This is a genomic window from Pseudomonas cremoricolorata DSM 17059 = NBRC 16634 (assembly GCF_000425745.1).
Lineage (GTDB): Bacteria > Pseudomonadota > Gammaproteobacteria > Pseudomonadales > Pseudomonadaceae > Aquipseudomonas > Aquipseudomonas cremoricolorata.
The window spans coordinates 393,706-418,945 of the sequence record NZ_AUEA01000003.1; the positions used below are offsets into that span (position 1 = coordinate 393,706).

The 25,240-nt window shown below is 64.2% G+C and carries 26 protein-coding genes; 14 read left to right on the forward strand and 12 right to left on the reverse strand.

Translation table 11 applies throughout. From position 1 onward, the window contains the following. Positions 1–444 carry an NUDIX hydrolase gene (locus H618_RS0106255; protein ID WP_028694265.1) on the reverse strand — a complete coding sequence of 148 codons (444 nt, stop codon included), beginning with the start codon at positions 442–444 and terminating at the stop codon, positions 1–3. A gap of 146 nt (positions 445–590) precedes the next feature. Between H618_RS0106255 and H618_RS0106260 the strand changes: the two genes are divergently transcribed. Together H618_RS0106260 and H618_RS0106265 are read left to right on the forward strand one after the other, a co-directional pair. Then, complete coding sequence (locus H618_RS0106260) at positions 591–1,616, forward strand: UV damage endonuclease UvsE (protein WP_028694266.1); 1,026 nt, start codon at positions 591–593, stop codon at positions 1,614–1,616. A 57-nt stretch (positions 1,617–1,673) separates the two neighbouring features. Then, entirely contained in the window at positions 1,674–2,144 is a 471-nt protein-coding gene (locus tag H618_RS0106265) for a hypothetical protein (RefSeq protein ID WP_028694267.1), read from the forward strand. A 93-nt stretch (positions 2,145–2,237) separates the two neighbouring features. Here the strand turns inward: H618_RS0106265 and H618_RS0106270 are convergent, their stop codons facing one another. The 3 genes from H618_RS0106270 to H618_RS0106280 form a co-directional block, all read right to left on the reverse strand. Further along, a complete protein-coding gene (locus H618_RS0106270) occupies positions 2,238–2,594 on the reverse strand; it encodes a VOC family protein (RefSeq protein WP_028694268.1) in 357 nt (118 codons plus the stop codon). A gap of 83 nt (positions 2,595–2,677) precedes the next feature. After that, positions 2,678–4,003: an LLM class flavin-dependent oxidoreductase gene (locus H618_RS0106275; RefSeq protein ID WP_028694269.1), complete on the reverse strand. Its 1,326-nt coding sequence runs from the start codon at positions 4,001–4,003 to the stop codon at positions 2,678–2,680. Beyond that, positions 4,000–4,974 (reverse strand): ABC transporter substrate-binding protein, encoded by a 975-nt coding sequence (locus H618_RS0106280; protein WP_028694270.1) that lies wholly within the window; start codon positions 4,972–4,974, stop codon positions 4,000–4,002. The genes H618_RS0106275 and H618_RS0106280 overlap by 4 nt, the downstream gene beginning before the upstream one ends. Before the next feature lie 299 nt (positions 4,975–5,273). Between H618_RS0106280 and H618_RS0106285 the strand changes: the two genes are divergently transcribed. The 3 genes from H618_RS0106285 to H618_RS0106295 all read left to right on the forward strand — a co-directional run bounded on the left by H618_RS0106285 (position 5,274) and on the right by H618_RS0106295 (position 8,709). Then, a complete protein-coding gene (locus H618_RS0106285) occupies positions 5,274–5,882 on the forward strand; it encodes a cysteine dioxygenase family protein (RefSeq protein WP_028694271.1) in 609 nt (202 codons plus the stop codon). Further along, on the forward strand, positions 5,879–7,471 hold the full coding sequence (locus H618_RS0106290) for a rhodanese-related sulfurtransferase (protein WP_028694272.1): 1,593 nt from the start codon (positions 5,879–5,881) through the stop codon (positions 7,469–7,471). Before H618_RS0106285 ends, H618_RS0106290 begins: the two co-directional genes overlap by 4 nt. A gap of 101 nt (positions 7,472–7,572) precedes the next feature. Further along, positions 7,573–8,709, forward strand: coding sequence for an MFS transporter (locus H618_RS0106295; protein WP_028694273.1), 1,137 nt, complete (start codon positions 7,573–7,575; stop codon positions 8,707–8,709). Positions 8,710–8,719: 10 nt separating this feature from the next. Here the strand turns inward: H618_RS0106295 and H618_RS21325 are convergent, their stop codons facing one another. Continuing rightward, on the reverse strand, positions 8,720–9,961 hold the full coding sequence (locus H618_RS21325) for an MFS transporter (RefSeq protein ID WP_050577223.1): 1,242 nt from the start codon (positions 9,959–9,961) through the stop codon (positions 8,720–8,722). A 164-nt stretch (positions 9,962–10,125) separates the two neighbouring features. Further along, on the reverse strand, positions 10,126–12,465 hold the full coding sequence (locus H618_RS0106305; RefSeq protein ID WP_028694274.1) for an FdhF/YdeP family oxidoreductase: 2,340 nt from the start codon (positions 12,463–12,465) through the stop codon (positions 10,126–10,128). A 239-nt stretch (positions 12,466–12,704) separates the two neighbouring features. Between H618_RS0106305 and H618_RS21330 the strand changes: the two genes are divergently transcribed. The 8 genes from H618_RS21330 (at position 12,705) to H618_RS0106345 (ending at position 19,253) form a co-directional block, all read left to right on the forward strand. Further along, positions 12,705–13,826: a catalase family protein gene (locus tag H618_RS21330; RefSeq protein ID WP_050577224.1), complete on the forward strand. Its 1,122-nt coding sequence runs from the start codon at positions 12,705–12,707 to the stop codon at positions 13,824–13,826. Positions 13,827–13,929: 103 nt separating this feature from the next. Beyond that, the gene (locus H618_RS0106315) at positions 13,930–14,484 is read left to right on the forward strand and encodes a type 1 glutamine amidotransferase domain-containing protein (protein WP_028694275.1); all 555 of its coding nucleotides are present in this window, start codon (positions 13,930–13,932) and stop codon (positions 14,482–14,484) included. 153 nt (positions 14,485–14,637) lie between these two features. Next, a complete protein-coding gene (locus H618_RS0106320) occupies positions 14,638–15,042 on the forward strand; it encodes a response regulator (RefSeq protein ID WP_028694276.1) in 405 nt (134 codons plus the stop codon). A 97-nt stretch (positions 15,043–15,139) separates the two neighbouring features. Continuing rightward, positions 15,140–15,961: an alpha/beta fold hydrolase gene (locus H618_RS0106325; protein ID WP_028694277.1), complete on the forward strand. Its 822-nt coding sequence runs from the start codon at positions 15,140–15,142 to the stop codon at positions 15,959–15,961. Beyond that, on the forward strand, positions 15,948–17,147 hold the full coding sequence (locus H618_RS21335) for a PAS domain-containing sensor histidine kinase (RefSeq protein WP_050577225.1): 1,200 nt from the start codon (positions 15,948–15,950) through the stop codon (positions 17,145–17,147). Before H618_RS0106325 ends, H618_RS21335 begins: the two co-directional genes overlap by 14 nt. Next, a complete protein-coding gene (locus H618_RS0106335) occupies positions 17,144–17,374 on the forward strand; it encodes a hypothetical protein (protein ID WP_028694278.1) in 231 nt (76 codons plus the stop codon). The genes H618_RS21335 and H618_RS0106335 overlap by 4 nt, the downstream gene beginning before the upstream one ends. Positions 17,375–17,479: 105 nt before the next feature. Next, on the forward strand, positions 17,480–18,688 hold the full coding sequence (locus tag H618_RS0106340; protein ID WP_028694279.1) for a zinc-dependent alcohol dehydrogenase: 1,209 nt from the start codon (positions 17,480–17,482) through the stop codon (positions 18,686–18,688). Next, positions 18,675–19,253 (forward strand): hypothetical protein, encoded by a 579-nt coding sequence (locus H618_RS0106345; RefSeq protein ID WP_050577226.1) that lies wholly within the window; start codon positions 18,675–18,677, stop codon positions 19,251–19,253. Before H618_RS0106340 ends, H618_RS0106345 begins: the two co-directional genes overlap by 14 nt. Positions 19,254–19,410: 157 nt before the next feature. Here the strand turns inward: H618_RS0106345 and H618_RS0106350 are convergent, their stop codons facing one another. After that, positions 19,411–20,259 (reverse strand): nitroreductase family protein, encoded by an 849-nt coding sequence (locus H618_RS0106350; protein WP_028694281.1) that lies wholly within the window; start codon positions 20,257–20,259, stop codon positions 19,411–19,413. A gap of 120 nt (positions 20,260–20,379) precedes the next feature. Between H618_RS0106350 and H618_RS0106355 the strand changes: the two genes are divergently transcribed. Further along, positions 20,380–21,267 (forward strand): LysR family transcriptional regulator, encoded by an 888-nt coding sequence (locus H618_RS0106355; protein WP_028694282.1) that lies wholly within the window; start codon positions 20,380–20,382, stop codon positions 21,265–21,267. 158 nt (positions 21,268–21,425) lie between these two features. Here the strand turns inward: H618_RS0106355 and H618_RS0106360 are convergent, their stop codons facing one another. The 5 genes from H618_RS0106360 to H618_RS0106380 form a co-directional block, all read right to left on the reverse strand. Then, a complete protein-coding gene (locus tag H618_RS0106360) occupies positions 21,426–21,935 on the reverse strand; it encodes a DUF4142 domain-containing protein (RefSeq protein WP_028694283.1) in 510 nt (169 codons plus the stop codon). A 108-nt stretch (positions 21,936–22,043) separates the two neighbouring features. Further along, the gene (locus H618_RS0106365) at positions 22,044–22,568 is read right to left on the reverse strand and encodes a hypothetical protein (RefSeq protein ID WP_028694284.1); all 525 of its coding nucleotides are present in this window, start codon (positions 22,566–22,568) and stop codon (positions 22,044–22,046) included. 134 nt (positions 22,569–22,702) lie between these two features. Beyond that, positions 22,703–22,882: a hypothetical protein gene (locus H618_RS21340; RefSeq protein WP_033727514.1), complete on the reverse strand. Its 180-nt coding sequence runs from the start codon at positions 22,880–22,882 to the stop codon at positions 22,703–22,705. A 53-nt stretch (positions 22,883–22,935) separates the two neighbouring features. Beyond that, positions 22,936–24,042 (reverse strand): Gfo/Idh/MocA family protein, encoded by a 1,107-nt coding sequence (locus H618_RS0106375; protein WP_028694285.1) that lies wholly within the window; start codon positions 24,040–24,042, stop codon positions 22,936–22,938. A 113-nt stretch (positions 24,043–24,155) separates the two neighbouring features. After that, the gene (locus H618_RS0106380; RefSeq protein WP_028694286.1) at positions 24,156–25,049 is read right to left on the reverse strand and encodes a PA4780 family RIO1-like protein kinase; all 894 of its coding nucleotides are present in this window, start codon (positions 25,047–25,049) and stop codon (positions 24,156–24,158) included. Positions 25,050–25,240 lie beyond the last annotated feature (191 nt).

Below are 25,240 nucleotides of genomic sequence, written 5' to 3' on the forward strand. Positions count from 1 at the left end.
TCAGCGCACCCGCGACAGCAACTCGACCAGATCGGCCGGCCAGACGATGTCCTCGGTCTGGCGCAGTTCATCGACCGACCACCAGCGATGGGCAGCCATCACCTCCACTTCCAGGTCACTCCAGTTGACCTTGGACACCAGCGCATCGGCCACCCGCACCACGAAGTACTGCTCGAAGGCGGTGACCTGCTCGCCACACGGCAAGGTCATGACGAAGCGCCGCTGGTCGATGGGGTTGCCGACATCCTGCACCTGGATACCGGTTTCTTCCCACAACTCGCGGCGCGCGGCCTCGGCGAAGGTTTCCCCTACCTCGACACCGCCCCCAGGCGTGGCCCAGCACGAGCTGCCGGCCAGGGCGCCTTGGTGGTGAACGAAGTGAAACAGCAGCACCCGCTGTTGCGGGTCGATGACCAGCAAACGGGCCGAGGGGCGTTGACGCATGGCGGTGTCCTTCAGTGGGCGATGGCCGTGAATTATACGACTCAAGCGCCGCCCGGGCAGTTCAGGCCTGCGTGCAAAGAGCGAGGGATCGTTCTGCCAACCGCGGTGGTCAACTGCCTGCCTGCTCGTCGTCAACGGAGACTTCCATGCCCCGCCTGGGCTTTGCCTGCATGTACCGCCACCCGCACCGCGACCACTCGGCCAAAGAGCTGGAGGTCATCGAGCGCGCCTACAACCCGCGTACCACCACCTTGCGCTGGGTGTCTTCGGCCAGCGTCGAAGCCGCTCAGGAAAAACTCCTGAGCCTGGTGCAGCACAACCTCGATGCACAGCTGCAGTTGCTCGACTATGTCGCCAGCCTGCCGGCAGCGCTGCACATGCTGCGCCTGAGCAGCGACCTGCTGCCACTGTACAGCCACCCGCAGGGCGCGCCGTTCTATCAGCACGGCGAGATGCGCCAGTTGCTCGAACGCGGCTTCGCCGCCATCGGCCAGCGCGCCCGCGAGGCGGACATTCGCCTGTCGTTTCATCCCGGGCAGTTCTGCGTGCTTGGTTCCGATCGCCCTGAGGTGGTCGAAGCGAGTCTGGCCGAATTCGAGTACCACGCCGACATGATCCGCCTGATGGGCTACGGTCAGCGCTTTCAGGATTTCAAGTGCAACGTGCACATCGCCGGACGCCTCGGCGCTGCCGGGGTGCGCGCGGTGTGGCCGCGGCTGTCGCAGGTGGCGCGCAATGTCATCACCTTCGAGAACGATGAAAAGACCTACGGCCTGGACGACTGCCTGGCGATTGCCGACCTCGCGCCGGTAGTGCTGGACATCCACCACATCTGGATTCACGAGAATCACCACATCGCCCGCCACGACCCGCGCGTACAAAATGTCATCGACAGCTGGCGCGGCGTGCGCCCGGTGCTGCATTACTCGCAACCCCCGGAAAGCTTGCAGGCGCTGGGTTTCGACGCTGAGCACAAGCTGGAAATCGAGCGCTTGCTCGAGGTGCTGAACAAACGTGATCTGTACGGTCATAGCCAGACCATGTGGAACGACTGGACCAACCGCTATGCCCTGCAGTTCTTCGATGCCTTCGATGTGATGTTCGAGGCCAAGCACAAGAACCTGGCGACCCTGGACTTCTACCAACGTTACCTGCGCGAGCCGGTGTCCTGAACCGTGTCCGGCTGCTATGGTTTTCCCTTTTTCCTACGTCCTGATAAGGCTTTTCCCATGCTGCGTACTTCCCGCTTCCTACTTCCCCTGCTGCTCGCCGGCGCTTTGGCCGCCTGCGGCGGCAATGACCGCGATAAGCAGATCGACACCCAGTTCCCGCTGCAAAAACACTACCAGACCACCATCGACAGCATCGTGCCGCCGTTCGCCGCTGCGCACCCGAAGGTGTCCGAAGACAAGATCCAGTCGGTGGTGCGTGAACACTTCACCTTCGAGGAATACCGCACCGACATGCACAAGCTGTACGGCAAGGAACACTTCAACGACGCCGAATTCGAGCAGATCGCGGGCTACATGAAAGACCCGGCCAAGGCCCAGCAGCTCGGTCAAACCCCTGATACCAAGGCCTTGGGCGAGAAGCTCAACGGCTACATGATGGAAACCGCCCGCGACGAAAACCTGCGCAAACAGGCTACCGAACGCGTGCAGGCGATCAACGAAGAGCTGGACAAGATCGAGAAGAAATAAAGCGGTACCGAGCGGTGCTGCGGCGACTGAATCGATCAGCGAGCGCAGCACCGACCGTTGCTGCGCTCAGCCGCGAATCCAAGGCCAGGCGCCCTAGACAGCTGAGGTCCAGACCGCCAGCTCGTAGCCATCGGGGTCGCGAAAGTGAAAACGTCGCCCACCCGGAAAGCTGAACGTGGCGCGGCAGATCTCTCCCCCCGCGGCTTCGACACGTTGCTGGGTCGCTTCCAGGTCATCGGCGTACAAGATCACCAATGGCCCACCGGGCCTTACCTCCTCACCCGTGGTCAATCCGCCGTGCAGGCGACCGTCGCTGAATTCGCTGTAGGTCGGACCGTAGTCGGTGAAGCTCCAGCCGAACGCGGCGCCATAGAACGCCTTGCTGCGGGCGATGTCGCTGACGTTGAATTCGACGTTGTCGATCTGCCGATCCTGCCCTTGCACACCCATTGTTATGTCCTTGGTGGGTTGAGAGGCGCTGATTGCAGCACACCTCTGCCACTCACCGCCAGTCAATCCGCCCAGCCTGCACGCTACCCTCCATGGCGGTTACGCGGTATCGCCAGCCCGAGGTGCTCGCGCAGGGTGCTGCCCTGGTACTCGCGGCGGTACACCCCGCGCGCCTGCAACAGCGGGATCACTTCCTGGGTGAAGCGGCGGAACTGCTCGGGGTGGCCGATGTAGATGTTGAAGCCATCCAGCGCCCGCGCCTCGAACCAGTCGGTCATCTTGGTGGCGACCGTCTCGGCCGACCCGACGAAAGCGCCGGGGCGCAACTGACGGCCGAACTCCACCGCCTGGCGCAGGCTGAAATTGCGTACCCGCGCCTGCTCGGCGATGCGCCGGGCATTGGTGAAAAAGCTGCTGCGGGCGTATTCCAGGCTTTGCTGGGGGAATGGCGCGTCGAGGTCGTACTGACTGAAGTCGTGCCAGCCGAAATTGCGTCCGAACTCCTTGAGCGCCAGCTCGAAGCTGTGGTCGGCCTGGTGGTAATGCCGTTCGATCTCGCGGGCGTGCTCGTCGGTGTCGCCGACGTAGATTTCCGCACCCGGCAGCACCAGCAGTTGCTCGGGGTCGCGCCCCAGGCGCGCGGCGCGTGTCTTGACGTCGCGGTAGAAGGCCTGGCCCTGCTCAATGCTGGCGGCATGGGTGAAGATCACATCGGCGGTCGCGGCGCCCAGTTCGCGGCCTTGTTCGGAGTCGCCGGCCTGGAAGATCACCGGCTGGCCCTGTGGCGAGCGCTCGATGTTGAGCGGGCCGACCACCTGGAAATGCTCGCCGCGATGATGCAAGGCATGCAGCCTGGCAGGGTCGAGAAACTGTCCGGTCTGGCGGTTGCGCGGCAGCGCCTGTTCTTCGTACGACTGCCACAGCCCTTGCACCACCTCGACGTGTTCCTTGGCCCGCGCGTAGCGGGTGTCGTAGTCGTAGTGTTCATCGCGCCCGTAATTGCCGGCGGTGCCGGCATCGCCGCTGGTGACCACGTTCCAGCCCGCGCGGCCCTTGCTGATCAGGTCCAGCGAAGCCAGGCGGCGGGCGACGTTGTACGGCGCGTTGTACGAGGTGGTCAGGGTGCCGACCAGGCCCAGCCGCTGGGTACTGACCGCCAGCGCCGAAAGCAGCGTCAGCGGTTCCAGGCGGCTCAGGTAATGCGACGGCGAGCCTTGGGTGATGAACTGGCTGTCGACGATGAAGATCAGGTCGAACAGCGCCGCTTCGGCCTGGCGGGCGATATCGATGTACCAATCGATGTCGACGCTGGCATTGGCCGGCAACTGCGGGTCGAGCCACAGGTTGTGCCGCCCGGGGCCACCGCTGCCCATGGTCAGGGCGCCGAGTTTGATCTGCCGTGTGCTCATGGTGCGCGCACCCCCTGGGCGGTGTTCGGTTGCAAAGCGGCGGCGAACGACTCATCGAACAGGCTGGCGGCAGGATACGCCTTTATCAGGCCGAGTCCTGCGAAGAAATCCACGGTTTTCTGGGCATCGGTGATGACCTGCGGGCTCAGTGGGCCGACGTCAGTACGGGCGCGGGCGAACCAAGCGCGGGCGATGTCGCGGTCGGCGCGGGTGCGCTTGGCCCAGGCGTCGGCGTAGGCCTCGGTGTGGCTGGGGTCGGAGACCGTCCATTCCCGGGCCTGTTTCAGCCGTTGCAGGAAATCGCTGATCTGCGCCCGTTTGGCGTCCACCGCCTTGGCGTTGGCGACCACGAAACTCTGCGCCGGAATCAACCCCTCGGCGGTGGCCAGCACCCGTGCCCCTTGGCGCTCCTGCTGAGTAACGTAGGGCTCCCAGGTGGCGATGACATCGACCGAGCCGCCATCGAGGGCGTGGGAGGCGTCCAGGGCGCTGAGGTAGCGCAACTCCAGCGCGTCACGCGGGACGCCGGCCTGGTCCAGCGCAGTGAACAACAGCTGCTGACTCCACGAGCCCTTCCACACCGCTGCGCGCTTGCCGCGAAGGTCTTGCAGGCTATGGATGTCGGAATCCTTGCGCGCCAGAATCGCCACGCCACCGAGGTTTTGCCGGCTCACGGCGATCACCTTGATCGGCGCGCCCAGGGCGCCGAGGAACAACGGCGGCGCGTCGCCGAGCAGGCCGACATCGAGGCTGCCGACGTTCAGCGCCTCGGCCACCGGCGAGCCCGCGGTGAACTGTTTCCATTCCAGGGTGTAGGGCAGGTCATCCAGCACACCGGCCGCTTCCATCACTGCGCGGGTGTTGAAGCTCTGGTCACCGACGACCAGGGTTTGCGCGGCAGCGGTGACGCTGAGGGTGGTGGCGAGCACAGTGACGGCCAGTTTTCCGGCCAGGTGTTTGAGATAACGCACGGGGATCTCCAGATGCCCATTGGGCAAGTCGGGCCGATCCGCGCGTGCGGTCTCGAGCGCAGCCCGGCTGCGGACCTGAACGAGGCGACGCGCAGCCGAGCGTGGTGTCTGTAACTACCGGGTTGCTTATAAGTTAACGCGCCTAAAAAACGCTGTGAAATTCCTTGTATGCATAAGCTCATGCTCCCACCGACGGCCTATTGATGCTTAATAGGCATATTAGCTTAGTACTATTTTGCATTTTGAGAATATTAAAGCGCTTGCTAGGGTGGCCCTGAAATGTCTTCAAGAGCCTGCCCATGAGTACCTATAGCCATCCAGAACGCCTGCGCCGGTTCATCACCGGCTTCGCCGAGCTGCTCGACCAGCAATCCGATGAAGCGGCCATTCTCGACCAGGGCCAGCGCTTGCTCGGCGAACTGGTCGCCCATGATGACTGGCTGCCTGATGAGCTGGCGCAGCCTGACCCTGAGCGGTACCAGCAGTTTCTGCTGCATTGCGATTCACGCCAGCGCTTCTCGGTGGTGAGTTTCGTCTGGGGGCCAGGCCAGCGCACCCCGATTCACGACCACCGCGTCTGGGGCCTGATCGGCATGTTGCGCGGCGCCGAACACGCGCAAGGCTTCAGTCGCGACGCGCATGGTGCGCTGCGCCCCGAGGGCAGCGCCGTGCTGTTGCAGCCGGGTCAGGTCGAGGCGGTGTCGCCGCGCATTGGCGACGTGCATCAGGTCAGCAATGCCTTCGCTGATCGCGTGTCGATCAGCATCCATGTCTATGGCGGCAACATCGGCGCGGTCAAACGCGCCGTGTTCACCGCCGACGGCAGCGAGAAGCCGTTCATCTCCGGTTATTCCAACGCCCATCTGCCCAATATCTGGGACCTGTCCAAAGAGAGCTCTGCCCCATGACTGCCACTGCCCACCGCAGCTTCCACGACATCCGCCAGGCGCTGCTGGCCGGCGAAGAGCTGGCCTTGATCGATGTCCGTGAAGAAGATCCGTACGCTCAGGAACACCCGCTGTTCGCTGCCAACATTCCTTTGTCGAAGCTGGAAATCGAGGTCTATGCGCGGGTGCCACGGCGTGACACCGCGATTACCGTCTACGACGATGGCGAAGGCCTGGCTCAGCTCGCTGCCGAGCGTTTGCAGGCGCTTGGCTATATCGATGTCGCGCTGCTGCAAAAGGGCCTTGCCGGCTGGCGCGAGGCCGGTGGCGAGCTGTTCCGCGACGTCAACGTGCCCAGCAAGGCCTTTGGTGAGCTGGTGGAAAGCGCGCGCCACACCCCTTCACTGGCCGCTGAACAGGTCAAGCAGTTGCTCGATGACAAGGCCAATGTGGTGGTGCTCGACGCCCGGCGTTTCGACGAATACCAAACCATGAGCATTCCTGGCGGCATCAGCGTGCCCGGCGCCGAACTGGTGCTGCGGGTCGCGGAGCTGGCGCCCGACCCGCGCACCCAGGTGATCGTCAACTGCGCCGGACGCACGCGCAGCATCATCGGCACGCAATCGCTGATCAATGCCGGCATCGCCAACCCGGTGGCGGCGCTGCGCAACGGCACCATCGGCTGGACCCTGGCCGGACAGACCCTCGCCCATGGCCAGGCGCAGCGGTTCAGCGAGGTCAGCGCGGCGACCCGCAGCGCCGCCGCAGCCCGCGCCCGGCAGGTGGCCGAGCGCGCCGGGGTGCTGCGCGTGCAGCGCGAGGTGCTGGCCGAGTGGCAGGCCGACCCGCGCCGCACCACCTATGTGTTCGATGTGCGCACCCCAGAGGAGTACGCCGCCGGGCACTGGCCGCACAGCCGCAGCGTGCCAGGCGGGCAGTTGGTGCAGGAGACCGACCACGTCGCCAGCGTACGCGGCGCGCGCATCGTGCTGATCGACGACGACGGCGTGCGCGCCAACATGAGCGCCTCGTGGCTGGCGCAGATGGGCTGGCAAGTGGCGGTGCTCGAGGGCATCACCGCCGCTGATTTCAGCCAGACCGGCGACTGGCAGCCGCCACTGCCGGCACAACCGCAGGTGGACTACCTCGACCCTGCGCAGCTGGCGCAGTGGCTGCAGCGCCCCGGCACCGTACTGCTCGACTTCACCACCAGCGCCAACTACGTGAAACGCCATATCCCCGGCGCGCACTGGGTGATTCGCGCGCAACTGGCGCAAGCGCTGGAGCGCCTGCCTGTAGCCGAACGCTACGTGCTGACCTGCGGCAGCAGCCTGTTGGCGCGCTTCGCCAGCCGCGACCTGCAAGCCCTGACGCGCACCCCGGTACACGTGCTGCAAGGCGGCACAGCTGCGTGGATCGCCGAGCAGCGCCCGCTGGACAGCGGCGAGCGCCAGTTGGCCGTGCCGCGCAGCGACCGCTACCGGCGCCCCTACGAGGGCACCGACAACGCCCACGCAGCGATGCAGGGGTACCTGGACTGGGAGTTCGGCCTGGTCGAACAGTTGCGCCGCGATGGCACCCACGGCTTCCGCGTGCTCGGCGCTGAGTGAGCCGAGGCGCTGCGCCCAGGCTTGAAGCGGGGATCGCCGCCACGCGAACCCCGCTGGCGCCAGTCGGTCATAGCCCTACCCCATCGACAGACCGACTGCCCATGCCCACCGCCTATGGCTCCAAGCCTTACCTGCGCGCCACGCGCCTGACCTTCTTCACCCTCGGCCTGACCATGGCGGCCTGGGCTCCGCTGGTGGCCTATGCCAAGCAGCGCCTGCAACTGGGCGACGGCGCCTTTGGCAGTATGCTGCTATGCATCGGCCTCGGTTCGCTGCTGAGCATGCCCTTCGCCGGGCGCCTGGCACGTGCGCTGGGCCTGCGCCGAGTGATGCAGTTGGCCGGATTGTGCTTCAGCGCCACGCTGGTGCTGCTGGCGGTGCTCGATTCGCCCGTTGCGTTCGGCGTCGCGCTGCTGGTGTTCGGAGCGTGCCTGGGGGTCGGCGATATTTGCATGAACCTGCAAGCAGCCATCGTCGAGAAAGCCGCCGAACGGCCCTTGATGTCGGGTTTCCACGGGCTGTTCAGCGTCGGCGCCTTTGCCGGCGCCGCCGGAGTGACGCTGTTGCTGCGCCAGGGCGCCTCGCCGTTGCAGGCTGCCAGCACCGCAGCGGTACTGGCGCTGACGCTGCTGGCGCTGGCTTACCGGCATCAGTTGCGTGAGCTGGAAACCCTCGACGATGCGGCGTTCAGATGGCCGCGGGGGGTGGTGGCGATCATCGCCCTGCTGGCATTCGTCTGTCTGTTGGTCGAAGGCGCGATGCTCGACTGGAGCGCGCTGTACCTACACGACGCCCACAAAGTCAGCCTGGCCTCGGCGGGCATCGCCTACAGCCTGTTCACCCTGAGCATGGCCGCGGCGCGGCTACTGGGCGACCGCCTGGCGCGCCACTTGGGCGACCTGGCCCTGCTGCTGGGCGGTGGCCTGCTGGCGCTGCTGGGGCTGGTGCTGGCGCAATGCTTGCCATTGAACGGCGCACTGCTGGGCTTTGCCCTGGCAGGGCTGGGCCTTGCCAACGCCGTGCCGGTGCTGTTTCGCGCCGCGCTCAGGCAAACGCGCATGGCCGCTGCCAGCAGCCTGAGCGCGGTGGCGACCCTGGGCTATCTGGGGGTACTGCTGGGGCCGGGGTTCATCGGTCATCTGGCCGAGCTGACCTCGCTGCACAGCGCCTTCTGGGCGCTGGCGGCGGGGCTTTCGCTGCTATGCCTGTTGAGCCGCCGCGCGCTCGCAGGCGGCTGAGTCACTGCGGCTACTGCGCCGGAGCCATCGAGGCTGCCGGTTTATCGTCCAGATCGCCGGTGTAGTTGCGGGTTTCCGGCATGCCCAGCCAGAGCAGGCAGAACGCCGCCGCGGCAATCGCCGCCAGGGTCAGGAAGGCGGCGTTGTAGCCTTCGCTCTGCACCACCAGCCCGGCCAGGCCGGGACTCAGCGCAGCGCCCAGGCCGAATGCGGTCGACAAGGCGCCCAGGCTGACATTGAAGCGGCCGGTGCCTTGGGTGAGGTCCTTGACCACCACCGGGAACATCGCGCCGATCACCCCGGCGCCGATGCCGTCGAGCAGTTGCACGCCCACCAGCCAGAACGGGTTGTCCGACAGCACGTACAGCGCGCCACGCAGCGGCAGAATCAAAAAGCCCACCAGCAGCAGCGGCTTGCGTCCCCACACATCGGCCTTAAGCCCCACCAGCATCGCCACCGGCACCATCACCAACTGCGCCGCAACGATGCAGGCCGAGGTCAGCGGGGTGGCCAGTTGCAGGTTGACCTGCGAAAGCTTCTGGCTCACCAGCGGCAGCATTGCCGCGTTGGCCAGGTGAAACAGGGCGCAGCACACCGCGAAAATCAGCAGCGGTCGGTTGCCGAGCAGTACGCGCAGGCCCGAGGCCTGGGCATGGTCGCCTGCGCTCGGGGTGAAGCCGCGGGCGACGTCGTGGTCGATGGCTTGGCTGCGCACCAGGCTCACCGCGACGATACTGCCGATGGTCATCGCCGCCATCAGGTAGAACACCACTACCGGGCCGTACAGCCAGGCCAGGCCACCTGCGAGCAGCGCCGAGAAGGCGTTGCCGGCATGGTTGAAGGTTTCATTGCGCCCGGTGCGCCGGGTGAAGGCCTTGGGCCCGGTGATGCCCAGGGAAATGGCGGCAATCGCGGGCGCGAACACCGAGCCTGCCACGGCGCTGACGGTTTGCGTCACCGCCACCCAGGTGAACGAGGTCAGCCACGGCAACAGCAGGCAACTGCCGGTGACCAATAGCGCGGCGATCACCACCACGGCGCGCTTGGCGGTGGTGCGGTCGATCAGCGCGCCGGCGGGCGTCTGGGTCAGCAGCGCGGTGATGCCGGCCAGACTCATTACCAAACCAATGCTGGCCGGTTCCCACTTGTGCACCGCCAACAGGTAGATGGCCAAATACGGGCCGAGACCGTCGCGCACGTCGGCCAAAAAGAAGTTGAGCCAATCGAGGGAACGCTGATCGCGCTGCTGCATGATGGGTGGGCATCCAGGGGGTGATTTTCAGGATAGACCCGGGGTCCTGGAGGAACGTTCTGGGGGGTAGTGGGTATATTTATTGCCGGTTTCGATCAGTCCCCTGGAGGGTTTTTCGCGGCTGAAGCCGCGAACAGCCTTGCCGCGAAACCTGCATCGACCGCTCAACGCACCTGATCCGCCTCATCCAGGGCATAGGCCAGATCTTCCCGGCTAGGTTCGGCGCGGTGCAAGGTCACCGGGATCGACTTGGCCGCTGGCACCTTGCTGCGCTCGGCGTGGTGCCACAGCGGCACCAGCGGGTTGCACTCAGGGTAATAGCCGGCCGCGCAGCCCTCAGGAATGTCGTAGACCAGGATCTGCAACGGGCCGACCTCGCGGCGCACCTCAGGCTCGATGGCGGTGCGTACGCTGACCCAGTCGCCCGCGGCGAAGCCCAGACGCAGCACGTCATTGCGGTTGAGAAACAGCACGCTGCGGGTGCCGCTGACCCCGCGAAAACGGTCTTCATAGCCATAGATGGTGGTGTTGAACTGGTCGTTGCTGCGCAGCGTCATCAGGTTCAGCACGTCGCGCCGGCTTGGGTCGACACGACTGTCCGGGTCTTCTTCGAGGCTGTGCGGGGCAATGAAGCGCGCCTTGCCGGTGTCGGTGTGCCATTGCCGCTGGCTGGCGCCGAGCGGGCGGTGGAAACCGCCGTGCTGCCACATGCGGGTTTCCATGTCATGGAAGATCTCAGGGTAGGTGGCGCTGATGGCGGCGCGAATCAGTGCGTAGTCATGACGCCAGGCGTCCCACGGCACCTGGCACTCGCTGCCCAGGGTGTGCTCGGCCAGCCCCGCGATGATCGCCACCTCCGAGCGCAAATGCTCACTGGCAGGCTCGGTGGTGCCCTGCCAGGCACGCATCACGCCGGTGCTGTCTTCGGTGCTGTAGACCTGCTCGACGCCCTCCTGGCGGTCGATCTCGATATGCCCCAGGCACGGCAGCAGCCAGGTGTGCTGGCCCGGCACCAGGTGCGTGCGGTTGAGCTTGGTCGCCACCTGAACGTTCAGCGCCAGGCCGGCCCAGGCCGGTTCCATGCGGTCGGTGTCGGGAATCGCTCGCAGAAAATTGCCGCCCATGCCGATGAAGGCCTTGACCGAACCGTCGAGAATGCCTTCGCAGGTGTCCACCGTGGCCAGCCCCTTGCGCTCGGGCACGCGGATGTTGAACAGCTCCAGCAGCTTGTCGGCCGGCACCTTGGCCGGGTCTTCGGTAATGCCCACGGTGCGCTGGCCCTGCACGTTAGAGTGGCCACGTACCGGGCAGATGCCCGCCCCTGGCCGGCCGATGTTGCCGCGCAGCAGCAGCAGGTTGACCAGCATCTGCACGGCGTCCACGCCCTTGCGGTGCTGAGTGATGCCCATGCCGAAGATCACCATCACCCGCTGGCTTCGCGCATACACCGTGGCGGCAGCTTCGAGAGCGCTGCGGGTAAGGCCACTGTGGCGCTCCAGGCTGTCCCACGACTGGCTGTCGACCAGCGCACGCAGGCTGTCGATGCCGTCGGTGTGCTCGGCGATGAAGCCGTGGTCGAGCACCTCCCCGCGCTGTGCTTCCAGCGCCAGCACCGCCTTGATGATGCCGGTGACCGCTGCCAGGTCGCCGCCGATCTTCACCTGGTGATACTGGGTGCTGATCACCGTCGACTCCGGGCCAATCATCTCCACCGGCGACTGCGGGTTGACGAAGCGCTCAAGGCCACGTTCACGCAGCGGGTTGAAGGTGATGATCGGCACCTGACGCTTGCGCGCCTCCTGCAACGGATGAAGCATGCGTGGGCTATTGCTGCCCACGTTCTGGCCGAAGAAAAAAATACAGTCGGTGTGTTCGAAGTCTTCCAGGGTCACGGTGCCGACCGGCACGCCGATGCTTTCCTGCAAGCCCACCGAAGTGCTCTCGTGGCACATGTTGGAGCTGTCCGGCAGGTTGTTGTTGCCATAGGCGCGGGCGAACAGCTGGTACATGAACGACGCCTCCAGCGACGCTCGCCCCGAGGCGTAGAACACCACCTGCTCAGGCGCCAGCGCCTTGAGCTGCCGAGCGATGCCGGCATACGCCTCGGCCCAGGTGGTCTCATGGTAGCGGTCGCTGGCAGGGTCATAACGCAGCGGGTGGGTCAGCCTTCCGTGCTGCTCCAGCGCGTTGTCGGTCCAGCCGCGCAGCTCGCTGAGGCTGTGCCGGGCGAAGAACTCAGGGCCGGTGCGCAGCCGGGTAACTTCCCAAGCCGTGGCCTTGGCGCCGTTTTCACAGAATTCCAGCGCATGGGGGTTGCCGGGCTTGGCCCAGGCGCAGCTGACACAGGCAAAGCCCTTGGGCTTGTTCTGCTTGAACAGCGCGGGCGTGGCGCTGGTCAGCGCCTGCTCATGCCAGAGAATGTGCATCACCGAGCGGGCCGATCCCCAGCCGCCTGCGGCCGATTGATAGGGCTTGTAGTGCGGATGGGGATGAATGAGCGACATGGACTGCACCTGGGCGACGGATCACGGGGTATGCAAGGTTCGAAGCACCGCCAGGCGCGAAAGTTCAAGCGCGCTGAGCGCCACGAAGCGCCGTCCATGCGCCCACTGCCGCCGCCGGTCGGCAGTTGCACGCGGCGCCCTGAACCTCGGTCTGCGCGCTCAGCTCATCTATTTACTCGCACCCAAAGAAGCACGGCCCGGACCGTGCCTGCGAGCACCCAGCCGAGCGGAGATAGCCCATGAGCGACCAACCAAGCCGTACCCCCTTGCCCTTCCAGTCGAGTTTCGAACAGGTTCCTGACGACGAGGCCCAGACCAGCCAGGAGCTGGTCGAAACCCTGCGCTCGATCATGCAGACCACCTACGAGCACCGTGGTCACTCTGATCGCAGCGTGCATGCCAAGGGCCACGGCCTGTTGCAAGGCGAAGTCATCGTCCTCGACAACCTGCCGCCGGCCCTGGCCCAAGGTGCGTTCGCCCGCCCTGGGCGCTACCCGGCCTACCTGCGCCTGTCGACCAACCCCGGCGACATTCTCGATGACAAGGTCTCGACCCCGCGCGGCCTGGCGCTGAAGATAGTCGGCGTGGAAGGCCCGCGCCTGCCCGGCAGCGAGGGCGAGCAGACCCAGGACTTCGTCATGCAGAACGCCAAGGCCTTCACCGCAGCGACGCCCAAGGACTTTCTCAAGACTCTCAAGCTGCTGGCCAAGACCACCGACAAGGCGCCTGGCAGCAAGAAGGTCATGTCGGCCGTGCTGCGCGGTGTCGAAGCCACGCTCGAAGCGGTCGGTATCGAAAGCGGCACGATCAAGAGCTTGGGTGGCCACCCGCAGACCCACCTGCTGGGCGAAAGCTTCTCCACCGTGGTGCCGGTGCTGTACGGCTCGTACTACGCCAAGGTGGCGGTGGTGCCGGTGGCGCCGCAGCTCACCGAACTCACCGACCAGCACCTTGACTTCGAGGGCAACCCTGACGGTCTGCGCGTCGCGGTCAGCGACTTCTTCCAGCAGCAGAGCGGCACTTGGGAAATCCGCGTGCAGCTGGCCACCGACCTGGAAAAAATGCCCATCGAGGATGCCTCGGTAGAGTGGCCGGAAGACCTTAGCCCCTACGTCACCGTGGCCCGCCTGGAAGTGCCGGTGCAGCTCAGCTGGTCGGACGACAAGGTGCGGCAGATCGACGACGGCATGGCCTTCAGCCCCTGGCATGGCCTGGCCGCCCACCGTCCGTTGGGCGGGGTGATGCGCTCGCGCAAGCCGGCCTATGAAATGTCCGCCAACTTCCGTAGCGAGCACAACGGCTGCCCCATTCATGAACCACGCGGTGGCTGCCCGATGCACGCTTCGGGTAAAGAAATTTAAACCTTTCGCCGCCTGGGCTGATCAACCACAGGGCACGTCATTGCCCCTGCCTCACAACCATCGAGCACAGGCGGCTTCATGATCCACTGTTACTGGAGAAACCATGAGCTCATCACTGACAGGCAAACGCGTTCTGATCATCACCTCGGACACCGGCATCGAACGCGACGAGTTGCTTTCCCCACTCAAGGCTCTGGCCGAACACGGCGCCAGCGTTACCCACGCCTCGATCAAGGGCGCCGAGGTGCAGACCTTCCTGCAAGACACTGAAAAAGACCGCACCGTCACCGCCAACGCCAAGCTGTCCGAGGTCAAGGCCGACGACTACCAGGCGCTGGTCATTCCCGGCGGCACGGTCAACGCCGACAACCTGCGCCAGGACGCCGATGCCCTGCGCCTGATCAAGGCCTTCGCCGACGCGGGCAAGGTGGTTGCGGCGATTTGCCACGGGCCATGGGCGTTGATCGATGCCGGCGTGATCGAAGGCAAGACCCTGACCTCCTACCCCAGCGTCAAGACCGACCTGGTCAACGCCAAGGGTCAGTGGGTAGACGCCGAGGTCAAGGAATGCAAGGCCAACGGCTGGCACCTGATCACCTCGCGTACCCCGGATGACCTGCCGGCGTTCAACCAGGCGATCGCCGAGGCCCTGGCGTGATTCACCTGCGCGCGTGGCACCTGTTACCGGTGCCGCGCCGCGGGACGATGGAATTCCTGCAATAGCGTGATGTCACAGCGAAATCGGAGGAGGTGTCCAAACGCCAGGCGCGTCTCGGACCTTCCGCATGTAACCGCACCAAGAGTCCCAGCGATGACCGAACCCACCTCCCCTGCCTACGCGCCGCACATTCTGCTGGTCGAAGACGAACAGATGATTCGTGATCTGATCGTGTTCGCCCTGGAAGATCTCGGCGCCACTGTCAAGGCAGTGGAAACCGCCGATGAAGGCCTGGCAGCACTCGAGCTGGCGCCCTGGTCGCTGCTGCTGACAGACGTGCAGACCCCCGGTGAGCTCGACGGCCTGCAACTGGCCTGGCGCGCCCAGGCGCGCGCGCCGGACATGGGCCTGGTGGTGATGAGTGGCTACCATGGCGGTCTGAACGCGCCGTTGCCGGAGGGTGCGCTGTTTCTGCCCAAGCCGTGGTCGATGGATCAGTTCTACGAGGTCATCGAGTTGCAGCTGGCGCGTCGTGCGGCCTACCGTCCGGCGGCCTGAACGAGATTGCTGCGCGGCAGTTCCCAACGGTGGTGATTTGAGGCAGGCTCGCCCGAGTCTGTAGTGCCCTTCAATCCATTTGCGTTTTGGAATCCACATGGATTTACAACGGCGTAACAACGTGCGAGTGCGCGGCAACGGCGCGTGCACCCTGATCTTTTCCCATGGCTTTGGTTGCGACCAGTCGATGTGGCGGTTTCTCCTGCCGCACTTCGAACAGCGCTGGCGCACCATCAGTTACGACCTGGTAGGCGCCGGTGCCTCTGACCTGAGCGCCTATGACCGCGACAAGTACGACACCTTGTCGGGCTACGCCAGCGACCTCAACCAGTTGATCGACCACTACGGCCAAGGCCCTGTGGTGCTGATCGGCCATTCGGTCAGTGCGATGATCGGCGTGCTCGCCGACCGCCAGTGCAGCGGGCGCATCGCGGCGCAGGTGATGATCGGCCCCTCGCCCTGCTACATCGACGATGCCCAAGGCTATGTCGGCGGCTTCAAGGAAGCCGATATCCAGTCGCTGCTCGATACCCTGGACAGCAACTACCTGGGCTGGTCGAGCACCATGGCCCCGGTGATCATGGGCGCTCCCGGCGAGCCGGAACTGAGTGAAGAGCTGACCAACAGCTTCTGCCGCACCGACCCGGAGATCGCCCGCCAGTTCGCCCGCGTCACCTTCCTCTCCGACAATCGCGAGGACGTCGCCGGGTTACAGACCCCTACCCTGATCCTGCAATCGAGCGACGATCTGATCGCGCCACTGGCCGTGGGCGAGTACCTCAAGCAGCACATGCCCAACAGCCAGCTGAGCCTGGTGCCCAACATCGGCCACTGTCCGCACATGAGTGCGCCCAGCGCCTGTACCGAGGCGATCGACGCCTTCCTCGGCGAACGCCTGGGCCAGCATGCACAGCCTTGAGCTGCTGCCGGGCGCCGAAGCGCTGTTCGAGCGGGCGCCCTGCGGCCTGGTGGTGACCCAGGAAGACGGCACCATCCTTCGCAGTAACCAGACCTTCGCCGAGTGGATCGGTCATCAGGCGCAGAGCCTGATCGGCCAGCGCTTCCAGAACCTGCTGACCATGGGCGGGCGGATCTTCCACCAGACCCACTGGGCGCCGCTGATGCGCATGCAAGGCTCGGTCGCCGAGGTCAAGCTCGATCTGCTGCACCGCGACGGGCGCCTGCTGACTTTGCTGCTCAACGGCATTCGCCGCGAGCATGAGCAAGGCGTGTGCTACGAGCTGGCCCTGTTCGGTCTGGTCGAGCGCGATCGCTACGAACGCGAACTGCTCGCCGCGCGCAAGCGTGCCGAGCAGCTGCTGGCCGAACGCAGCAGCGCCGAACTGGCCTTGCAACAGGCCAAGGCCGAGCTTGCCGTCGCCTACCGTCAGGCCCAGCGCCGGGCATCGTTCGCCGAACAGATGGTGGCCATCGCCAGTCACGACCTGAAGAATCCGCTGACCGCCATCAAGATGGCCAGCGGCCTGCTGGCGCGCGGCGAACGCAGTGCCCGCGAGCAGCAACTGGTGGACAACATCCAGGTTTCGTGCGAGCGCGCGCAGCGCATGATCGCCGACCTGCTCGATCTCGCCTCGGTGCGCATCGGCCATGGCATCAGCATCCGCCGGCGCCCGGTGATCCTTCACGACCTGGTCGCCGACAGTGTGGCCGAGTGGCGCGTGGCCTTTCCCCAGGCGCACGTGCGCTACCTTGGGCGCAACCGCGGCACGGTCATTCTCGACCCGGATCGCCTTTATCAGGCGCTGGGCAACCTGGTGGCCAATGGCGCAACCTACGGCGACCTGCGCCACCCGATCACCCTCACCAGCGACGTCAGCGCAGCGTTCACCACGTTCACCGTGCACAACCACGGCAGCGCCATTCCGGCGCCGGTGATTCCGCGCCTGTTCGAACCCATGACCCGCGCCAGCGAACGCAGCGCCGGCGTGCGCTCGGTTGGCCTGGGCCTGTTCATCGTCAAGGAAATCGTCAACGCCCACGGTGGCGAGATCACCGTGGACTCCAGCGAGGCAGCCGGTACCACCTTCACCCTGCGCCTGCCCGCACTCCCATCGACCGCCCCCAGCGAGGCTCTGGCGCCATGAACCCGATCACCCAGCTCGAACAGAGCATCGAGCGGCTAGGCCGCGTGGCCGATGCACTCGATGCCATCACTCCCTGCCCCACCTCACGCCTGCTGCTGGTGACCTGGCTCGCCGAGCGCCTGCGCAGCGAGGCCGAACTCGAGCACGCCGAGGGCCAGCTGCCGGCGCTGCCCGATACCCTGGTTGCCGACTACCGCGCCTGGATCGCCAAGGGTGGTCGCGATTGAGCGCTGCAACTGCACCGCTGGCCCATTTCACCTGAACTTTGAGGGCTTGCATGGCTTCCTCTGCTAAGAGGTCACTTCCGACCGCCTTAGCAGGAATCACGCCCTATGCGAGCACTGACCTACCACGGCGCCACCGATGTCAGGGTCGATACCGTCCCTGATCCGATCCTCGAAGCACCTGACGACATCATCCTGCGGGTCACCGCCACGGCGATCTGCGGCTCGGACCTGCACCTTTACCACGGCAAGATTCCACAGACCGAAAGCGGCGACATCTTCGGCCATGAATTCATGGGCGTGGTTGAAGAGGTCGGTCGCGAGGTCAGCGAGGTGGCGGTCGGCGACCGCGTGGTGATTCCTTTCGTCATCGCCTGCGGCAGTTGCTTTTTCTGCGCCCTCGACCAGTTCGCAGCCTGCGAAACCACCAACACCGGGCGCGGCGCACTGCTGAACAAGAAGGGCATTCCGCCTGGTGCGGCGCTGTTCGGCTACAGCCACCTGTACGGCGGCATCCCCGGCGGCCAGGCCGATTACGTGCGCGTGCCCAAGGCCAATGTCGGGCCGTTCAAGGTGCCGGGCACGCTGACCGATGACAAAGTGCTGTTTCTTTCCGACATTCTGCCCACGGCCTGGCAAGCGGTGCGCAACGCCGAGATCGGCAAGGGCTCGAGCCTTGCCATCTACGGCGCCGGGCCGGTGGGCCTGCTCACTGCGGCCTGTGCCCGCATGCTTGGCGCCGAGCGCATCTTCATGGTCGATGACAACGACTATCGCCTGGCCTACGCCCGCCAGGCCTATGACGTGATGCCGATCAACTTCGAGCAGGATGATGACCCGGCCGACACCATCATCCGCCACACCCCCGGCATGCGCGGCGTCGATGCCGTGGTCGATGCCGTGGGCTTCGAAGCCAAGGGCAGCACCACCGAAACCGTGCTCACCGCGCTGAAGCTGGAAAGCAGCAGCGGCAAGGCCCTGCGCCAGTGCATCGCCGCCGTGCGCCGCGGCGGCGTGGTCAGTGTGCCGGGGGTCTATGCCGGGTTCATCCACGGTTTTCTCTTCGGCGATGCCTTCGACAAAGGCCTGACCTTCAAGATGGGCCAGACCCACGTACAGCGCTTCCTGCCTGAACTGCTCGAACACATCGAGGCCGGGCGCCTGCAACCGGAGCTGATCATCACCCACCGCCTGGCCCTGGAAGAAGCGCCACTGGGTTACCAGCTGTTCGACAAAAAACAAGACGACTGCCGCAAGGTGATCCTGGTACCAGGGGCCGCCGCGGGCACATTGGGAGCCGACCATGAATACGCCTGAAACACCACAAAGCCACAGCCTGATCGACCCCGCCACGGGCATGAAGCCTGGCGAGCGCTACCAGATCGAGCAACGCGAGGGCGCGCATGCCTTCGACGGTTTCTTCCTCGATGGCAAGTACTTTCTCGAGGCCGATCTGCTCACCGCCGTCGGCTGGCTGGAGGGCCAGCGCTTTATCTACGACCGGGTACAGGCCAGCGGCGAGCCAGAGTTCGCCGAGCGCCATGCCGGTGACATCAGCGAACTGAGGCTGACGCTGGTAGACGGCACGCTGCTGAAACTGACGCCGCTGGAGGTCGAGGTGGCGGTCAAGGCCGACGACGAGCCTGCCGGCGAGGATACAGCCCAGGACCCTGCCCCCGCGCAAGCCGCAGGCTTAGCCAGTGACGAAGACGCAGAACAGCCAACGCAGCCAGAACCTGACCAGGCGTCCGCCCAGCAACAAGACCAGGCCAAATCCCACCCCTGCCCGGCCTCCACCACCGTCCAAGTGCTGGCCGCAGCCGGCGCGGCGCTACTGGTCGGTGTGGCGACAGGTGTCGCGCTGAGTCGCTGCCGACGCTGAACGGTACGCAGGCCTGCACGTCGTGCAGCAAAACCGGTCGCGGGGCAGTACGACGAGCAGCGCCTTGTTAGCGTCATCCTGCGCATGCACGAGGGTTGCACCTGCGTGCGCATTCGCTGAGTCGTCATCGCGCCGTCGCGCGAACAACAGCCATCGCTTAAAGCAGTTCGAAGCCTTTTTCCTGCACCATCGCACGCAGACTTTTACGCCCTCCCATGTACTCCATGCTTGTCATTGAATGATGAAGCGCACCCTTCCAGGTCTTGGGCGACATGTTCTGTTGGTTACGGAAATCCTGGCAGGCCTCTTCATAGCCTTCTACGTAGTCGCGGTAGCCATCTCGGTCGTAGCGATTGTGATGTAGCACTACCGGCTGTGCAGGACGAGGACGTATGGCACTTGTGCGGTTTGGGTCAGGATGCCCAACAACCATGCCAAAGGTGACGAAAGCATATTCAGGCAGGTTGATGATGCCGGCCAGCTCTTTGGCAATGTTTCGCATGACTCCCAGATAGACAATACCCAACCCTATCGACTCAGCCGCGAGTGCGGCATTTTGAGCAGCCAGGGTGGCGTCCACGGACGCCATCAAAAAAGAGTCCAGATAATTCAGGACGAATGGGTCGCCACCTTGGTCGCGAGTCATGGCTGCCGAACGTGAGGTATCTGCCACCCATAACAGAAGTGCGGGAGCTTCCAACATCCATGGGATACGATCGACCTTCACCTCCCGAGCGACTGTGTCGTGGATCTCTGTCTTCAAGGCCTCATCCGTGACAGCCACCACACTCCATTGATTCAGAGCCGAGGATGTGGACGCCGACTGTGCAACTGCGACCATCGTCTCGATCGCTCCGTCAGGCAGCGCTTGGGATAAGAATGTACGGACAGACTTGTGGCGAAGCATCGCTTCGACCGTTGGCGTCATGATGAGCTTTTCAGGTTTCACCTGATTACCGTACCGCTCGAGAAGAAGGTAAGCCTGTGCGCGGGTCAGCTCTGTCATCTGAAATCTCCTGAAAGTTGACCGAAGACTAACGTCCCGCGTGACAAAGATAATCCCGCAGAATGCGGCTACATAATCCACAGCCGTGGACAATGAATCACGCCCGGTTAGAATCACCGAATGGATCACCTGACAGCAATTCGCACCTTCCAACGGATCGTTGAGACGCGGTCGTTCACCAAAGCGGCTGCCCACTTGGGTATGCCTCGTTCATCCGTCAGCAAGGCCGTACAGGAGCTGGAACAGCACCTCGGTACGAAACTGCTGCAGCGAACGACACGCACCGTTGCCCTCACCACGGAGGGCGCCGAGTATTACCGCAAGGTTACGCAGTTGGTTGCTCGGCTGGACGAGGCCGAGGCTGAACTAAGAGACATGGGCGCAGCCTCGCGCGGCAGGCTACGGGTCGACCTGCACTCGTCACTGGCACAACTGCTCCTGATACCGGTGCTGAAAGAGTTCAGAGCACGTCATCCCCATATCCAGGTAGCACTGGGAGTCAGCGACCGCCCTGTCAATCTGATCGAAGAGGGCGTCGACTGCGTAATACGCGCTGGACAGTTGGCGGATTCTTCTTTAGTTGCAAAGACACTGTTCATCGACAGATTGATGACGTGTGCAAGCCCTGAGTACTTGATGCAACACGGTACACCTTCATCGCCGGCTGATCTCGATCGCCACCAGATCGTAGGGTATTTCAGTGCCTCGAATGGTGAGGTGTGGCCATTGCGCTTTCGCAAGCGAGGGGGTGAGCAACTCATCTCCCGCTTTGATATCGCCTCGAATGACAGTGCCAGCCATATCAATATGATCTCGAATGGAGCGGGAATAGGACAGACGTTCGCTTGTGTGGCAGCTCGGCTTTTTGAGTCTGGTGCGCTCGTGCCGATACTTGAAAAACACACCTGCTCAACGGTCCCCATTTCAGTCATCTACCCATCGAACAAGCAGTTGAATGCGCGTGTCCGTGTATTCGTAGACTGGATTGTCGAGCGGCTGGGCGGATAACGGGTAACGTGTAGGGAGGTCATACGCTGGCAGCTGAACATTCCATCACGGTATTCACTGTCCGCTCGCTGGAGCCATGAAAAACGCCGGGGCCATGCGCCACCGGCGTTTCTTCAGAACTGCTCACTGCTGACCGCTCGCAGCTTACCGCTCAGCCCTCACTGCTTGGCATCACCACCATGGGCAGCGGCCAGTTTGCGCGCTTCTTCCAGGTGTTTTTCAAGCTTTGGCAGAGTTTCGCTGGCAAACGCCTTCAGCTCGGCATCCTTGCCATCCTTGACCTCTTCGTTGAACAGCTCGATGGTTTTCTCGTGGGCGTTGACCTGATTGTTGGCGTACGAGCGATCGAACGATTCTTCACGGATGTCGAGAATCAGCTTCTTGGCCTTGTCCAGCAACTCGGCATCGGTGGCCACTTTCAGGCCTTTCTGCTGGGCGATGCCCCTGAGCGTCTGGTTGGCCTTGGTGTGATCGTCGATCATCATCTGGGCGAAGCTCTTGACGTCTGCCGACTGGCTTTTCTGCAGCGCCAGCTTGCCCGCTTCGATCTCTGCAATGCCCTTGGCAGAGGCCTCATCGACGAAGTCGGCAGGCTCGGCGGCGAATGCTGCATGGCTGGCGAAGGCGAACAGTACACCGCAGATACCGGCTTTCAATTTGCTGTTCATGGTGTAACTCCTTGGGCGTCGTTCCATTGAGTGAAGTAGCACTCGTTGTGACTGAACGCGCGTCGGCAGGGTTCAGCTTTTCTCGGACCCGCTGGTCCGCCCTGCGCTTCACGCCACCTGGATGTACACGGCATAGGCGCCCAGCAGCACCCAGAACCCCAGGAAGATCCACGGTGTACGCAGTGAGAACAGCAACGACTTCTTGTGCCCGGCGCGCGAGGTTTCCGCTTCGCTGAACAGCGGCGCCTCGTCGTACATCAGGCCCATCATCGGCTGGCCGCGCAGCAGGTGGCTTTGCTTGAGCTGCCAGTGATCGATGATCTTGTAAGCCGCGCGGATGCCTGGCCAGGCGTTGAGCGAGCTGAGTACGCCGAGCAGGGCCAGGAAGGCCGGCACGATCATGGTGAACATCTTGCCCCACTCGGGGTTGAGGTTGCCCATGGCCGAGACGAAGGCAATCACCAGAAACGACTGCGCGGCCAAGTACGCATCGGTACGGTTGGCAAGGATGCTGGTTTCGTACTGGATTTCATTGCGGTAGAAGTCCAGCCGCTCCTTGAGATTGCCGAACATCTGGGCGTTGCGCGCTTCTATCTCGTGCTCGGGGGTAGAAGGCGTGATGATCTGGGACACGACTCGGCTCCTGCAGGTCGGACCTGCGTCTACATGGTTTGACGAGCGGTAGAGCCGGTCGGTCCGCAAAGATTCAGTTACATGTCACCAGCGGTACTGCCCTACCGCCAAGGAGCAAGGCAGATAGCGGCTGTTCAGTGGCCCAGGCTTTCGGAATTGACGCGCCCCTGACGGCGACCGGTGTCTTGCGCGGTCGACTCATGCTCGCCGTCGCGCGCATGATCCGGACGCTGGGCATCGTTGTCGCGGGGCTGTTCACCGGAGGTGTCGGAGCCGCAGCCTGTGCGTTGATCGTCTGGTGTGGGGTTGGGCATGGTGCCTCCTCAGCCTTTGCTGTGTTCAGGGGAACGTTGACTGCATCAGCGCTTCATTGCGTCGGCGATTCGGTGTTGATGTACGCCGGGCGTGGCGCCAGGGTGAAGGCGCGGCGCTGCTCGCGCTTGGCATGCGCACGTGCTGGCAGCGGCTCGAGGGTTTGCGCCGTGCCGGTCTCGAGTGCGCGCTCGATGGCCATGATCACCCGCACGTCGCGCCAGCCCTCCTCGCCATCGGGCTCCGGCGCCTGGTTGCGCAGGATGCAGTCGGAAAAGTACGCGGTCTCGCCAGCGAACTGATCGACCACCGGGCTGACATGCACGCGGTTGTCGCCTTCCAGTTCCGCGTGATACTTGATCGCCACACCTTCGCCATAGCCAAAGCACGGTGAGGCATCGATCAGCCCTTCGCTACCCAGCAAGGTGAAGCGCTCGGCGTCGGGCAATGTGTAGCTGACGGTGAACTGGGCCAGGCGCTCATCGGCGAAACGCAGGCTGACGGTCACGGTGTCCCAGGTATTGATGGCGCTGTCCGGGCTGCGCACGCCCATGGCCATCACCTCGATGGGCTCGGCGTTGAACAGTTGCCGCACCATGTTCAGCGGATACGGCCCCATGTCCAGTACCGGGCCTGCGGCGAAGCCGTCCTGGGCGCGGTGGTTGCTCGGTTTGACGGTCTGGGTGAAGGTCGAGGTGAACAGCCGTGGATCGCCGAAATCGCCAGCCTGGACACGCTCGATCATGTCCAGGGTGCCCGGCTCGCTGTGCAGGCGGTAAGCGATCATCAGCTTGGCGCCGGAGCGGCGCGCCGCCTCGAGCATGGCCTGGCAGTCCTCTTCGGTGCTGGCCATGGGTTTTTCCAACAGCACGTGGATGCCGGCTTCGAGCGCCGGCACGACGAACTCGCGGTGGCGGAAGTTGGGCGTCGCCACATACAGCGCATCGACCACATCGGCCGCCAGCAGCTCGTCGAACTGCTCGTAGGCATAGGCCTTGAGGCCGTAGCGCTGGGCGAGCTGGTCGGCTTTTTGCGGATCACCGGTGACCAACGCGGTCATCACCGAGTTGTCGGTCTGAGCGACGCCGGGCATGAACGCCCCCTGGGAAATCGAGCCCCCGCCGACTACGCCGTAGCGGATCTTGCCATCTGCACTGGGCATGCGTGCCTCCTGTTCGCGATCAAAAAATGCATTCACGAGACAGTTGGCAATGCGCCTGGCAAGCGGGTTCCATCTTTATCGCAGGGCGCGGGCCAACCTGTGCGCCTGCGCGGTCACTGCAACCACGGTGGTGGCGGCTCTTCGCCCTTGCTCGGGCCGTTTTCGGCTTCTTCGCGGGCGGCGCGGCGCCGCGCGTCGTCGGCGCGGGCAGCGTCGATTTCGCGCAGCACCCCGTCTACATCGGCGTCGTGGTCGTCATCGGCGAACTGCCCGGTCAGCGCAGAATCAGGACGCAACTCGCCGGCCTGGTACAACGCCCACATCTCGCGGGCGTAGCGCGTGGCCTTGAGCTCCGGGGCGAACTGGGCGAAGTAATCACGCATATTGCCGACATCACGCTCGAGCATGCTGAAGGCATGGTTGTTGCCGGCAGCATCCACCGCCTGCGGCAAGTCGATGATCACCGGGCCATCGGGCCCCAGCAGCACGTTGAACTCGGACAGGTCGCCGTGGACCAGGCCTGCGCAGAGCATCAGCACGATCTGCTGGATGACGAAGGCGTGATAGTCACGGGCCTGGTCGGCCTCAAGATGAACGTCGTTGAGCCGTGGCGCGGCGTCGCCGTTGCCATCGACCACCAGCTCCATGAGCAACACGCCATCGAGAAAGTCGTAGGGCTTGGGCACCCGGACCCCGGCACTGGCCAGGCGGAACAGCGCCGCCACTTCAGCGTTCTGCCAGGCTTGCTCGGCCTCGCGGCGGCCGTACTTGGAGCCATTGCTCATGGCCCTGGCCTGGCGACTGTTGCGCACCTTGCGGCCTTCCTGATACTGCGCGGCCTGGCGGAAGCTGCGTTTGCTGGCCTCCTTGTAGACCTTGGCGCAGCGCACCTGATTGCCGCAGCGCACGACATACACGGCAGCTTCCTTTCCACTCATCAACGGGCGCAGGACCTCGTCGACCAGGCCGTCCTCGATCAGCGGTTCAATTCGTTTTGGCGTCTTCATCAGCTCTGCTTATAGGGGCCTGTCCGGGCGGCCATGTCTGGATGGACGCCCATCCTCTCACAGCGGGGAATAACTTGCTCGGGCGAGCGGTGCTGCGCGCCTGGCGTGGAAAAAAATCGACAAACCGCTGAATTATTTAGTGTCCAATTGTATCTCACCCCTTAGACCCGGGCCTCTGGCCAGCACATCTG

Excerpts from the sequence above, each read along its gene's own strand:
- H618_RS0106255 (WP_028694265.1), bottom strand. The coding sequence starts at position 444 with ATGCGTCAACGCCCCTCGGCCCGTTTGCTGGTCATCGACCCGCAACAG.
- H618_RS0106260 (WP_028694266.1), top strand. The coding sequence starts at position 591 with ATGCCCCGCCTGGGCTTTGCCTGCATGTACCGCCACCCGCACCGCGAC.
- H618_RS0106265 (WP_028694267.1), top strand. The coding sequence starts at position 1,674 with ATGCTGCGTACTTCCCGCTTCCTACTTCCCCTGCTGCTCGCCGGCGCT.
- H618_RS0106270 (WP_028694268.1), bottom strand. The coding sequence starts at position 2,594 with ATGGGTGTGCAAGGGCAGGATCGGCAGATCGACAACGTCGAATTCAAC.
- H618_RS0106275 (WP_028694269.1), bottom strand. The coding sequence starts at position 4,003 with ATGAGCACACGGCAGATCAAACTCGGCGCCCTGACCATGGGCAGCGGT.
- H618_RS0106285 (WP_028694271.1), top strand. The coding sequence starts at position 5,274 with ATGAGTACCTATAGCCATCCAGAACGCCTGCGCCGGTTCATCACCGGC.
- H618_RS0106290 (WP_028694272.1), top strand. The coding sequence starts at position 5,879 with ATGACTGCCACTGCCCACCGCAGCTTCCACGACATCCGCCAGGCGCTG.
- H618_RS0106295 (WP_028694273.1), top strand. The coding sequence starts at position 7,573 with ATGCCCACCGCCTATGGCTCCAAGCCTTACCTGCGCGCCACGCGCCTG.
- H618_RS21325 (WP_050577223.1), bottom strand. The coding sequence starts at position 9,961 with ATGCAGCAGCGCGATCAGCGTTCCCTCGATTGGCTCAACTTCTTTTTG.
- H618_RS0106305 (WP_028694274.1), bottom strand. The coding sequence starts at position 12,465 with ATGTCGCTCATTCATCCCCATCCGCACTACAAGCCCTATCAATCGGCC.
- H618_RS21330 (WP_050577224.1), top strand. The coding sequence starts at position 12,705 with ATGAGCGACCAACCAAGCCGTACCCCCTTGCCCTTCCAGTCGAGTTTC.
- H618_RS0106315 (WP_028694275.1), top strand. The coding sequence starts at position 13,930 with ATGAGCTCATCACTGACAGGCAAACGCGTTCTGATCATCACCTCGGAC.
- H618_RS0106320 (WP_028694276.1), top strand. The coding sequence starts at position 14,638 with ATGACCGAACCCACCTCCCCTGCCTACGCGCCGCACATTCTGCTGGTC.
- H618_RS0106325 (WP_028694277.1), top strand. The coding sequence starts at position 15,140 with ATGGATTTACAACGGCGTAACAACGTGCGAGTGCGCGGCAACGGCGCG.
- H618_RS21335 (WP_050577225.1), top strand. The coding sequence starts at position 15,948 with ATGCACAGCCTTGAGCTGCTGCCGGGCGCCGAAGCGCTGTTCGAGCGG.
- H618_RS0106335 (WP_028694278.1), top strand. The coding sequence starts at position 17,144 with ATGAACCCGATCACCCAGCTCGAACAGAGCATCGAGCGGCTAGGCCGC.
- H618_RS0106340 (WP_028694279.1), top strand. The coding sequence starts at position 17,480 with ATGCGAGCACTGACCTACCACGGCGCCACCGATGTCAGGGTCGATACC.
- H618_RS0106345 (WP_050577226.1), top strand. The coding sequence starts at position 18,675 with ATGAATACGCCTGAAACACCACAAAGCCACAGCCTGATCGACCCCGCC.
- H618_RS0106350 (WP_028694281.1), bottom strand. The coding sequence starts at position 20,259 with ATGACAGAGCTGACCCGCGCACAGGCTTACCTTCTTCTCGAGCGGTAC.
- H618_RS0106355 (WP_028694282.1), top strand. The coding sequence starts at position 20,380 with ATGGATCACCTGACAGCAATTCGCACCTTCCAACGGATCGTTGAGACG.
- H618_RS0106360 (WP_028694283.1), bottom strand. The coding sequence starts at position 21,935 with ATGAACAGCAAATTGAAAGCCGGTATCTGCGGTGTACTGTTCGCCTTC.
- H618_RS21340 (WP_033727514.1), bottom strand. The coding sequence starts at position 22,882 with ATGCCCAACCCCACACCAGACGATCAACGCACAGGCTGCGGCTCCGAC.
- H618_RS0106375 (WP_028694285.1), bottom strand. The coding sequence starts at position 24,042 with ATGCCCAGTGCAGATGGCAAGATCCGCTACGGCGTAGTCGGCGGGGGC.
- H618_RS0106380 (WP_028694286.1), bottom strand. The coding sequence starts at position 25,049 with ATGAAGACGCCAAAACGAATTGAACCGCTGATCGAGGACGGCCTGGTC.